This window comes from Aureimonas psammosilenae, from assembly GCF_009176975.1.
Lineage (GTDB): Bacteria > Pseudomonadota > Alphaproteobacteria > Rhizobiales > Rhizobiaceae > Plantimonas > Plantimonas psammosilenae.
Genome location: NZ_WEZG01000001.1, coordinates 101,112 through 112,748 on the forward strand (window position 1 = coordinate 101,112; position 11,637 = coordinate 112,748).

At 67.5% G+C, this 11,637-nt stretch carries 10 protein-coding genes; 8 read left to right on the top strand and 2 right to left on the bottom strand.

The genetic code is table 11. The features are described from left to right. The first annotated feature begins 45 nt into the window (after positions 1-45). The 4 genes from F9929_RS00550 to F9929_RS00565 all read left to right on the top strand — a co-directional run bounded on the left by F9929_RS00550 (position 46) and on the right by F9929_RS00565 (position 5,833). Positions 46-555: a 2Fe-2S iron-sulfur cluster-binding protein gene (locus F9929_RS00550; RefSeq protein ID WP_152044579.1), complete on the top strand. Its 510-nt coding sequence runs from the start codon at positions 46-48 to the stop codon at positions 553-555. Then, complete coding sequence (locus tag F9929_RS00555; protein ID WP_152044580.1) at positions 552-1,538, top strand: FAD binding domain-containing protein; 987 nt, start codon at positions 552-554, stop codon at positions 1,536-1,538. Before F9929_RS00550 ends, F9929_RS00555 begins: the two co-directional genes overlap by 4 nt. After that, the gene (locus tag F9929_RS00560) at positions 1,535-3,844 is read left to right on the top strand and encodes a xanthine dehydrogenase family protein molybdopterin-binding subunit (protein WP_152044581.1); all 2,310 of its coding nucleotides are present in this window, start codon (positions 1,535-1,537) and stop codon (positions 3,842-3,844) included. Before F9929_RS00555 ends, F9929_RS00560 begins: the two co-directional genes overlap by 4 nt. Before the next feature lie 189 nt (positions 3,845-4,033). After that, entirely contained in the window at positions 4,034-5,833 is a 1,800-nt protein-coding gene (locus tag F9929_RS00565) for a DEAD/DEAH box helicase (RefSeq protein WP_152044582.1), read from the top strand. A 36-nt stretch (positions 5,834-5,869) separates the two neighbouring features. On the opposite strand, the gene F9929_RS00570 is transcribed toward F9929_RS00565, so the two are convergent. After that, entirely contained in the window at positions 5,870-6,328 is a 459-nt protein-coding gene (locus F9929_RS00570; protein WP_152044583.1) for a MarR family winged helix-turn-helix transcriptional regulator, read from the bottom strand. A 177-nt stretch (positions 6,329-6,505) separates the two neighbouring features. On the opposite strand from F9929_RS00570, the gene F9929_RS00575 reads away from it, so the two are divergent. The 4 genes from F9929_RS00575 to F9929_RS00590 are packed head-to-tail and all read left to right on the top strand — an operon-like array spanning position 6,506 to position 10,184. Next, the gene (locus tag F9929_RS00575; protein ID WP_152044584.1) at positions 6,506-6,982 is read left to right on the top strand and encodes a MarR family winged helix-turn-helix transcriptional regulator; all 477 of its coding nucleotides are present in this window, start codon (positions 6,506-6,508) and stop codon (positions 6,980-6,982) included. Continuing rightward, entirely contained in the window at positions 6,979-9,030 is a 2,052-nt protein-coding gene (locus F9929_RS00580; RefSeq protein ID WP_152044585.1) for an FUSC family protein, read from the top strand. Before F9929_RS00575 ends, F9929_RS00580 begins: the two co-directional genes overlap by 4 nt. Before the next feature lie 6 nt (positions 9,031-9,036). Next, positions 9,037-9,246, top strand: a complete 210-nt coding sequence (locus tag F9929_RS00585; RefSeq protein WP_152044586.1) for a DUF1656 domain-containing protein — start codon at positions 9,037-9,039, stop codon at positions 9,244-9,246. Further along, positions 9,243-10,184, top strand: coding sequence for an efflux RND transporter periplasmic adaptor subunit (locus tag F9929_RS00590; RefSeq protein WP_152044587.1), 942 nt, complete (start codon positions 9,243-9,245; stop codon positions 10,182-10,184). The genes F9929_RS00585 and F9929_RS00590 overlap by 4 nt, the downstream gene beginning before the upstream one ends. Before the next feature lie 4 nt (positions 10,185-10,188). On the opposite strand, the gene F9929_RS00595 is transcribed toward F9929_RS00590, so the two are convergent. After that, positions 10,189-11,604, bottom strand: coding sequence for a dihydrolipoyl dehydrogenase (locus tag F9929_RS00595; protein WP_152044588.1), 1,416 nt, complete (start codon positions 11,602-11,604; stop codon positions 10,189-10,191). Positions 11,605-11,637: the final 33 nt, after the last annotated feature.

Sequence of the window (11,637 nt, forward strand, 5' to 3'; positions counted from 1 at the left end):
TCGGTTCCAACCTACCGAGTTGAACTCTCGCGATCAGGGGTGCCCATGCACATCACGATCAATGGCCGGTTGGTCGAAGCTTCCTTCGATCCCAGAACCTCCCTTCTCGACCTCCTTCGCGATCATCTCGGACTTCCGGGCACGAAGAAGGGCTGCAATCAGGGCGCTTGCGGCGCGTGCACCGTTCTCGTCGATGGGGAGCGGATCAATTCCTGCCTCGCCCTCGCGATCCAGTACGAAGGGCGCTCCGTCGTCACCGTGGAGGGCCTCGCCGCCAACGGCGACCTCCACCCGCTCCAGCGCGCCTTTATCGAGCATGACGGCTTCCAGTGCGGCTACTGCACGCCGGGCCAGCTTTGCTCGGCCATCGGCATGGCGGCCGAAGCCGAGCGCGGGTGCCCGAGCGCGGTCACCGTCGATCTTTCCGCCACGACCGTGGTTCTGGACGGCGACGAGCTGCGCGAGCGGATGAGCGGCAATCTCTGCCGTTGCGGCGCTTATAACGGCATCGTGGACGCCATCACGGAGACCTTCAAACAGGGACGAGCGGCATGATCCCCTTCACCTATTCGCGCGCCGAAGACGTGCCGGCGGCGATCCGCCTGGCGTGCGCCCCGCAAGCCAAATATCTCGGCGGCGGCACCAATCTCGTGGACCTGATGCGCGAGGGCATCGAAGGCCCGCACGCTCTTGTGGACGTCACTGGCTTGTCCCGCGCGATCGAGCACCGTCCCGACGGCTCCGTGCTGATCGGGGCGGGGGCTAAAAACACGGCCGTCGCTATGGATGAGGTGATCCGCACCCGTTTTCCCGTTCTGGCGCGGGCGATCCTGGCCGGGGCGAGCGGCCAGATCCGCAACATGGCCACCGTCGGCGGCAATCTCCTGCAGCGCACGCGCTGCACTTATTTCTACGACGAGGCCGCGCGCTGCAACAAACGCCAGCCGGGCTCCGGCTGCGACGCCTTGGAGGGCTTCAACCGCATCCACGCCGTTCTCGGCGCGTCGCCGGCCTGCGTGGCGACGCACCCATCGGATATGTGCGTCGCGCTCGCGGCGCTCGGTGCGATCGTGCATCTCGAAGGGGAGGGCGGCGCGCGCAGCTTGTCCCTGACCGATTTCCACCGCCTGCCGGGCGGGCGTCCCGATATCGAAACGGAGCTGCGGCCCGGCGAACTCGTCACCGCCGTGGAACTGCCGGCACTGCCCTTCGCGGCACGCTCGACCTATCGCAAGGTGCGCGACCGGGCGAGCTACGCGTTCGCGCTCGTTTCCGTCGCTGCCGCCTTGGATCTCGACGGCGACGGCACGGTGAAGGACGTGCGCCTCGCCTTCGGCGGCCTTGCCCACAAGCCCTGGCGGGCGCTCGCGGCGGAAAAAGCGTTGCGCGGCGGGCCGGCGAACGAAAAAGCTTTCCGCGCGGCGGCGGAAGCCGAACTCGCGGGGGCCGCGCCCCTGCGCGACAACGGCTTCAAGATCGAACTCGCCAAGCGCACGGCGGCCGCGACCCTTTCCCAACTGGCGGGAGGCCTCCAATGAGCGTCATTCAGAATGCCGCCGATAAGGTGATGAAGGCGGCAATCCGCCTTGCGCCCGAAAGCTGGCTGCCGGGCGGCACGCCCGATCCCCTGATGAACAAGCACGGCCATATCGGGGCGTCGGTTTCGCGCATCGACGGACCGCTGAAGGTGAAGGGCGAAGCGCGCTTTGCCGCCGAATTTCCGCTGGAAGGCATGACTTATGCCGCCGTCGCCTATTCCACGGTCGCGCGCGGGCGCATCGCCGCCATTGAAACGACCGAGGCGGAAAGGGCGCCGGGCGTCGTTCTCGTGATGACGCACGAGAACGCCCCGCGCATGAAGAAGCCGCCGGTCTTCATGTCCGCGCCGCTCGCCGCCGGCCCGAGCGATCTGCCCGTGATGCAGGACGGGGAAATCCACTGGAATGGCCAGCCGGTGGCGCTCGTCCTCGCGCAAACGCAGGAACAGGCCGACCACGCGCTGTCGCTGATCCGCGTTTCTTACGAGACTCAGGTGGCGGTGACGACCTTTGCGGCGGCCAAAACCAAGGCGCATCCTCCATCCCACCTCTTCGGCGAGCCGCCGTCCATGGCGATCGGCGACGCGGAGGAAGCCCTGGCGGCCGCACCCTTCAAGGTCGATCTCGCCTACCGGACGCCCCGCCACAACCACAACGCCATCGAACTTCACGCCGTCACCGTGACCTGGGAGGGGGACACCCTCGTCGTCCACGACGCGAGCCAGCTCGTCAACGCCACGGCCTGGACGCTGGCGCAGGTCTTCGACCTTTCCGACGATCAGGTGCGCGTGACGTCGCCCTTCGTGGGCGGCGGGTTCGGCGGCAAGTGCCTGTGGGATCACCATATCCTGGCGGCGGCCGCCTCCAAGCTTTCCGGCCGCCCGGTTCGCCTGATGCTGACGCGCGAAGGCGTGTTCCGCACGGTCGGCGGGCGCACCACGACCGAGCAGCGCGTCGCGCTCGGCGCGAAGGCGGACGGAACGCTGGAAGCGCTGATTCATACCGGCGTCGTGGCGATGACCGATCACAACGCCTGCCCGGAGCAGTTCACCTTTCCGGCAAGGCATCTCTACGCGTCCCGCTCCTTCAAGCTGGCGCAGGAGGTGGCGGACATGGACATGCTCGCCAACACCTTCATGCGCGCGCCCGGCGAAGCCGTCGGCACCTTCGCGCTCGAATGCGCGCTGGACGAGCTGGCGGAAAAGCTCGAACTCGACCCGATCGAGCTTCGCCGCCGGATCGAGCCGGAACGGGACCCGACATCGGGCACCGATTTCTCGCAGCGCGCGCTGGTGGAGGCCTATCGGCGCGGGGCCGAGGCCTTCGGCTGGAAGGAGCGCTCGGCGACGCCGGGAGCCCGCCGCGAAGGCGAATGGCTCGTCGGCATGGGCGTCGCCACGGCGACCTATCCTTATTACCGCATGCCGGGCGGCGCGGCGCGCATCCGCTTGACCATCGACGGGCGGGCGGTGGCCGAAATGGCCAGCCACGAGATGGGCATGGGAACGGCGACCGTGCAGGCCCAGCATCTGGCGGAGCGCTTGGGGCTTCCCCTCGACCGCGTGTCCTTCGACTATGGCGACACGCGCCTGCCGCCCGGAACGCTCGCCGGCGGCTCGTCGCAGACGGCGTCCATCGGCGCCGCGATCATCGCCGCGACGAACGAACTGGTGAAGGAACTCCTGAAGCTCGCCGGCAACGACTCGCCGCTCGCAGGCCTGTCCCCCGGCGATGTGGAACTTCGCGACGCAGGGCTTGGCGCGAGGGACGAGCCGGAGCGCTTCGAAACCTTTGTTTCCATCCTGTCGCGCGCCGCGCGCGACGAGGTCGTGGCCGAGGCCGCAGCGCCCCCGGCTTTGGAGGTGCAAAAATATTCCATGCATTCCTCGGGCGCGCAGTTCTGCGAGGTGAAGGTCAACGCCGTCACCGGTGAAACGCGCGTGTCGCGCTTTCTCGGCTCCTTCGATTGCGGCCGCATCCTCAACCCGAAGATGGCGGCCAGCCAGTTTCGCGGCGGCATCATCATGGGCCTCGGCCTCGCGCTGACGGAGGAAACGCTTTTCGACGAGCGAACGGGGCGCATCATGAACCCTTCGCTCGCCGAATATCACGTGCCCGTCCACATGGACGTGCCGCCAATCAACGTGATCTGGAACGACATTCCCGATCCGCACAGCCCGCTTGGCGCGCGCGGCGTCGGCGAGATCGGCATCACGGGCGTCGGCGCGGCGGTGGCGAACGCCGTCTACAACGCCTGCGGCAAGCGCGTGCGCGAACTGCCGATCACGCTCGACAAGCTGATGTGAGGGCGCGCGGGAACGCCTTTCATACGACCTATTCCGGCTTGAACGGGCCGCAAGGCTTGAACGGGCGCGGCTTGCGTGGCAAGGCAAGGGAATACGCGGGCGCGTGACGATCGCGCCCGTTTTTCTTTTCCGATAGGCCTCGGGACGCGACATTCGCGCGCCCGCGCCTCCATCGCCGAGACCCGCTCCATGCCTTTCCGATCCATGCGGCAACCGCTTGCCGACGCCCTTTCCGAACGCGGCTATGCCGAACCGACACCGGTTCAGGACCGGGTTCTGGAAGCCGCGACGGAGGAACGCGACCTTCTCGTTTCCGCCCAGACCGGCTCGGGCAAGACGGTCGCCTACGGCATCGCCATCGCTTCCACGATCCTCGGCGAGGACGATCACGCCGGTCCCGCCAAGGACCCGGCCGGTCTCGTGGTCGCCCCGACGCGCGAACTCGCGCTTCAGGTCGCCAACGAGCTGATCTGGCTTTACGCCAAGACGGGCGCGCGCATCGTCACCTGCGTCGGCGGCATGGACCCGCGCGCCGAAAAGCGCCGCCTCGATGAGGGCGCGCATATCGTGGTCGGCACGCCCGGCCGGCTTCGCGACCATCTGGAGCGCCGCGCGCTGCGCATCGCGAACCTGAAGGCGCTCGTTCTCGACGAGGCCGACGAGATGCTGAATCTCGGCTTCCGCGAGGATCTGGAATTCCTGCTCGATAAGACCCCGGTTGAGCGGCGCACGCTTCTGTTCTCCGCCACGCTGCCGCAAGAAATCGTCACGATGGCCAAGCGCTATCAGAACGATGCCCTGCGCATCGAGGTGGCGCGCGGTTCGTCGGGCCATGCCGATATCGAATATCGTGCCATCCGCGTCGTACCGAACGAGATCGAGCACGCCGTGGTCAACATCCTGCGCGCCACCGACGCGCCGAGCGCCATCGTGTTCTGCAAGACGCGCGATTCGGTTCGGCACATGCATTCCAACCTTCTGGAGCGCGGTTTCTCGGCCGTCGCCCTGTCGGGCGAACTCGGGCAGAACGAGCGCAACCAGACCATGCAGGCGCTGCGCGACGGCCGCGCGCGCGTTTGCGTGGCGACCGATGTGGCGGCGCGCGGCATCGACCTGCCGAGCCTCGGCCTCGTGATCAACGCCGATCTGCCGAACGACGCCGAAACGCTGCAGCACCGCTCCGGCCGCACCGGCCGCGCCGGGCGCAAGGGCATCTCGGTGCTTCTCGTGCCCTTGTCGCGCCGCCGCAAGGCCGAGCGCCTGCTGATGGAAGCCAAGGTCCGGGCGAACTGGGCCGGCGCGCCGACGCTGGAGGAGATCCGCAAGCTCGACGAGGAGCGCCTCCTGTCCGATCCGATCCTGGAAGGCGAGGCGAGCGAGGAGGAACTGACTTCGGCCCGCGCGCTTCTGGCCGGCCGCTCGGCGGAAGCCGTCGCGATCGCGCTCGCCCGCCTTTACCGCGCCCGCCTTCCCGCGCCGGAGGAAGTCTACGACCCGAGCTTCGCGCCCGAAGCCAAGCCCAAGCGCGAGCGTGAATATGCGGGCGCCGCCGAGCCCCGCGCGCGCACCCCGCGCGAAAGCTTCCGCGACGGGCCGACCGTCTGGTTCCGCCTGGATATCGGGCGTCGCAACGAGGCCGATCCGAAATGGATTCTGCCGCTCGTGTGCCGTCGCGGCGGGGTGACGCGCAGCGAGATCGGCTCCATCAAGATCTTCGACCGCGAAACCAAGTTCGAAGTCGCGGCCGAGGCCGCCAAGCGCTTCGCCAAGGCCGTGGAAGGCTCGGCCGAGGACGGCATCACCATCTCGCCGGCCGAGGGCGGGCCCGGCGGCGGTGGGGGCGAGGGCGGTTATCGCGCCGGCGGGCCGCGCCGCGAAGGCGGCAAGCCCCCAGCGGGCAAGAAGCCCTTCCGTCGCAAGGAAGGGGGCGCACCGCAGCGCTTCGAGAACAGCGACAAGCCGCGCCGGCCCAAGCGCCCGAAAGGCTGACGACAAACAAAGCGCCCTTCGCGGGGCGCTTTGTTTTTAGCGCAGGCGCGACAGGCGTTTGGTCAGCGTCTTGTCGAGCCGCTGCAGCACCGGCAGATCGATCCGGTCTTCCTTCGGAGCCGCCAGAAGCCGGCTTTCCAGATCGTCCCACACGCCGAGCACCTTGCGGCGCGCTTCCATGCCCTTCGGCGTCAGGCGGATCAGCACCTTGCGCAGGTCCTGATCGTCGCGCTGGCGTTCCGCCCAGCCCTTCTTCTCCAGAATGTCCACCATCTTGGATACGGTGGAAGGCCGGACCGACAAGGCCGCCGCGACATCGATCACCGCGCGCGCTTCCTTGCCCTGGAAGGTGAGAAAGAAGGAGTCCTGCCCGACCGAGATGTCGAGTTCCGCCAGCGCGAACTGCATCAGTTGGCGCATGGATTTCGAGACCGATAGAAGATGGGGCACGAGATGCACCCCGGCGGAATCCTGCCGCCTTTGTTCTATCGGCATGACGATCCTCTCGGCTGACGCGCATGTTTCCGGGGAACATAGCGAAAACTGGATCGGTAGCCAGTCCAGAAAGAAGGTCGGGAACCTTCCCTGAGGCAAAGATTTCGTTGTCGACCACACAGCGGAATTTCGCCCGTTTGCATTGCATCCTAACTGGTAGGACGCTATCTAAATCCCATGCCTCAGCAACATGCCCTGCGCTTCGCCGTGACGAGCCAGATGGACCGTGCCACGCGCCAATGGCGTCGATTGGCAGGAACGGTCGTCACCGCGCACGGCATCTCGGAAGCCTGCGCCCTGCCGCTCATCACCATCGCCCGCAAGGGCGAGGGGCTGCGCCAGGGCGCGCTTGCCGAAGAACTCGGCATCGAGGGACCATCGCTCGTTCGCCTTCTCGATCAGCTTTGCGCCGCCGAACTCGTGCGCCGCTGCGACGATCCGCTGGATCGCCGTGCCAAGACGCTGCGGCTGACCGAGAAGGGGCATGCCGTCACCCGCCAGATCGAAGCCGATCTCGTGCACTTGCGCGATGCGGTGCTGGGCGATCTCCATGCCGACGACCTGCGCTCGGTCCTGAAGCTCTTCGCCGCCGTGGAAGCGGCAAGCGAGGCCATTCCGCTTCAGCGCGGGAAGGCCGAGGAGAGCGCGGCGTGAGTTTCCCCCGGCCGACGGCGCGGGAATGGCTGTTTTCCGCCAAGACCTTCGTGGCAGCGATGCTTGCCCTTTACATCGCGCTCGCCTGCGGGTTGCCGCGTCCTTATTGGGCGATGGCCGCCGTCTACGTCGTCGCCAATCCCTTGTCGGGGGCAACGCGCTCCAAGGCCCTTTACCGAGCGCTCGGCACCGCGCTCGGCGCCTGCGGCGCAGTGCTGCTGGTGCCGCTCCTCGTCAACGCGCCGGTGCTCCTCAGCCTCGCCGTCTCCATCTGGACGGGCACCTTCCTGTTCGTGTCGCTTCTGGACCGCACGCCCCGTTCCTATGTTTTTATGCTCGCCGGCTACAGCCTGCCGTTGATCGCGTTGCCCACCGTCGGCGATCCGGGAACGGTGTTCGACATCGCCGTCGCGCGCACCCTCGAAATCACACTCGGCATCGTCTGCGCGAGCGTCGTCCACACGATCGTTCTTCCGGCGCCCGCTGGGCCGGTCTTCGGCCAGTCGGTGGCGCGCTGGAAAGGCGAAGCCGCGGGCTGGCTCGCCGAGATTCTCAGTGACGCGGAGGCGGGCGGCAGCCGGCTTCGCCTGGCGGCCGAACTTCGCGGGCTCGATCTTTTGATCTCGCACCTCGCCTATGACGTCGCGGCGCGCGGAACCGTCCGCCGCGCCAGGGACCTCCAATCGCGCCTCGCCATGCTGCTGCCGATCATCTCCTCCCTGCGCGACCGGACGTTCGCCTTGAAGGCGGCTGAGGCCGAGCCGGAAGGCTATCGCGAACTGGGCCGGGCGCTCGCCGCCTGGATGGGCAAGGGCGCGTCGGACGAGGCCGGAGCGGAAACCTTGCGCCAGCGCATCGCGAGCGCCGAGCCCGCTGGCGAGGAAGCGCAGCGCTGGAGCGGCCTCGTGATGTCCAGCGCCCTGTCGCGGATGCGCGACCTTCTGGATCTCTGGCAGGACATCGCGGTTCTGGAAGAGCGGGTGTCGCTGGGTCGCCACGCATCGCGCAGCACCGTCGCCTTCCGCTTTCGAACCGTGTTCGACCGTGCCCGCCACTACGATTACGGCATTCTCGCCTTTTCGGCGGCATCCGTCGCGCTGGCGAGCTTCCTCGCTTCCCTCGTCTGGATCTTCACCGGCTGGACGGAAGGGGCGGGGCTCGTCATCATGACGGCGGTGGGCGCGTCCTTCTTCGCGGCGGTCGACGATCCGGCGACGCAGATCAAGTCCTTCACGATCTGGCTGGTGGTCGCGACACTTGCCTCTGCCCTCTACCTCTTCGCCATCCTGCCGGCGGTGCATTCCTTCGAGATGCTGGTGGTGGCCTTTCTGCCGTTTCTTTACGTCGGCACGCTGGTGGCGCGTCCGCAATATACGCTGGTGGCGCTTCTGATGGCGGTCAACGTCGCATCGCTCGTCGGCATCCAGGAAACCTACAGCGCCGATTTCTCGACCTTCGCCAACAGCAACCTCGCGTCCATTGCCGGTGGCTTCTTCGGCCTTGCCTTCACGCTGCTCACCCGGCCCTTCGGCGCCGCGCTCGCCGCGCGCCGGCTGGTGCGCTCGAGCTGGCGCGACCTTGCCGCCATCGCGAGCGGCGCGAGCGGCAGGGCCGACCGCCGCTTCGCCGGGCGCATGCTCGACCGCGCCGGCCAGCTCGCGCCGCGCCTTCCGCTTCTGCCGGGCGATCAGGCGGCCTTGTCCGATCCGCTCGCGGAACTCCGCCTCGGGCTCAACCTCGTGGAACTGAAGCGGGTGCGGGGCGGGCTGTCGGAAGAACTGCGCGCCGAGATCGACGCGCTCATGGCGGCTGTCGGCCGGCTGTTTTCGAAGGCTGCGGCCGAAAACCGGGCTTTGGCGCCGGATGCCGATCTCCTGTCCCGTGTCGATCTCTGCCTCGAGCGGGCCGCCGCCGAGCCGGGCGAGGCCGGTGTTCAAGCGGCGCGTCATGCGCTCGTCGGCATGCGGCGCGCGCTGTTTTCCGGCCAGGAACCACCAAAGGAACTCGCCGACGAGCCGGCGCGCTCCTTTGCGGTCGCGGCGGAGTAGGGGGCGATGAGCGGCGACTTCAATCTCTTCGGGGTGTTCGTGCCCCATCTTCTCGTTCTGGCGCTTTGCGCGCTGGCCCTGAACCTCGTGCTGCGGCGTTTGCTCGTCGCGCTCGGCGCTTATCGCCTGATCTGGCACCCGGCTTTGTTCGACCTCGCCCTTTTCGTGGTCGTGCTCGGCTGCCTGAACCTCGCTTTCGACCGGTATCTCACATGAAAACCGCCTTTGCCTTTCTGTTTCGCTTCGGCCTGACGCTCGTGGTCGTCGCGGTTGCCGCCGTTTTCGGCTGGAACCTTTGGACCTACTACATGGAAGCGCCCTGGACACGCGACGGCCATGTCCGCGCGGATGTCGTCGGCGTGACGCCGGACGTGTCCGGCCTCGTCGGCGAGGTTCTCGTCCACGACAACCAGCGCGTCGCCAAGGGCGATGTCCTGTTTCGCGTCGACCCCGAGCGCTTCGCCCTGGCGCTGCGTTTGTCGGAAGCCGCCCTTCAAGGCCAGCAGGCGACGCTCGCCCAGGCCCAGCGCGAGGCCGAGCGTTATCGCCAACTGTCCTCCAACGTCGCTTCGCAGCAAAGCGTCGAACAGGCCGCGTCGGCGGAGGCGATCGCCGAGGCCAATGTCCAGCAGGCGCTCGCCAATCGCGACGTCGCCAAGCTGAACCTGGAACGCTCGCAGGTGAGGGCCGCGGCGAACGGCATCGTCACCAACCTCCTTCTCGATCCCGGCGATTATGTTTCGGCCGGCAAGGCGGTGATGGCCCTCGTCAACAGCGACTCCGTTCGCGTGGAAGGCTACTTCGAGGAAACCAAGATCGACCGCATCCGCGTTGGCGATCGCGTGGAAGTCCACCTGATGGGCAGCCGTCAAGCGTTGTCGGGCCGGGTGCAGAGCATTGCGGGCGGCATCGAGGATCGCGAGCGAAGCAACGGCGCGAGCCTTCTCGCCAACGTCACGCCGACCTTCAGTTGGGTGCGCCTCGCGCAGCGCGTGCCGGTGCGCGTCGCGCTCGATCAGGTGCCGGAGGACATGGCGCTGGTGGTCGGACGCACCGCGACGGTGGCGGTGAAGTCCGACCGGAGCGAGGCGCAGGCGCGTTTGCCGGGTTGGGTGACGCGCCTCGCCAGCTTCTTCTCGCCAGCCGACGCCTGAGGCTCTAAGGCGCCGAAGGCCGCGCTTCGTCGCGAGACGGCGCGAGCGTGCCGGCGGCTTCGCAGATCTCGCGCAAAGCCGGCTTCAGCCCTTCCTCGAAGGTCGGATGATAGAAGGGCATATCGAGAAGCTCGGCCGCCGTTTTGCCTTCCTGCACCGCGAAGGCGACGAGATGGGCCATGTGCTCGACGGCGGGTGCCGCCATGCTCGCCCCGATGATGCGCCCGCCGTCGCGCGTTGCGTAGAAATGGACGAGCCCGGCATTCCTCGCCATCACCTTCGCCCGGCCCTGGTCGGCATAGGAAGCCTTGCCGGTGACGACGGTCTTGTTATCCGCGTCCGGCACGGTGCCGATCACCGCGACCGGGGGATCGGTGAAGGTGAGAATGAACGGCACGCTGCGTTCCACCGGTTCCACCGTCGGATGAAGCGCGGCGTTGCGCCCGGCGATCGTGCCCTCGTCGGAGGCCTCGTGCAGGATCGGGCGCGAAGCGTCGGCATCGCCCGCGATGAAAACGGGCGACGCCCCGCATTGCATGGTGGTCTCGCGGAAGACCGGCACGCCCTTGTCGCCAAGCTCGATGCCCGACTTTTCCAGATCGAGATCCTTCAGCCGGGGCGGGCGTCCCGCTGAAACGAGAACGTGATCGAAGCGCTTCTCGCCCCTTTCCTTGCCGCTCCATTTCACGAGAACGCCGCCTTCCGCCGGCTCGCCTTCGGTCTCGACCTCGGTAAGGATGGCAAATTCCTTCAGGAGGATTTCACGAAGGCTCGCCTCCACCGCCTCGTCTTCGAGGCCGGCGATCTCCTTGGACTTGTCGAAGACGGTGATCTCCACGCCGAGACGTGAAAGCGCTTGGGCGAGTTCAAGCCCGAGCGCCCCGGCCCCGATCACCGCGACCGACGCGGGGAGGGTGGGAAGCTCGAAGATCGTCTCGTTGGTGAGAACGAGGTTCGAGACAGAGTCGAAGGATTCGGGAACGGCAGGATAGGAGCCAGTCGCGATTACTACGGTCCTGGCTTTCACCGTCCGGCCGTCATCGAGAACGAGCGTCGTTGGGCCGGCAAAGCGCGCCTTGGCCTTCACGGCGACACCCTCCGGCAGATCCTCGATCGTCTGGAGGTCGCTTGCGAGGAACTTGTCGCGCTCGCGCCGCACCCGCTCCATCACCGCGCGCCCGTCGATCTCCGGGGGCGGCGCCTTCACGCCGAAGACATGCGCCTGACGAACGGCATGGGCGGCTTCGCCGGCCGCGATCAGAAGCTTCGAGGGCATGCATCCGACCGCGACGCAGGTCGTGCCGGAAAAGGCTTCGTCGATCAGAAGGGTTTTGGCCCCGTGGCGGCGGGCGCTGCGCTCGGCGGCGCGCCCGGCCGTGCCGGCCCCGATCACGGCAACGTCGCAGGAAAGGTCCGGCATGGCTTCTCCGTGGGTGCAATGCCCCGAAGAAAC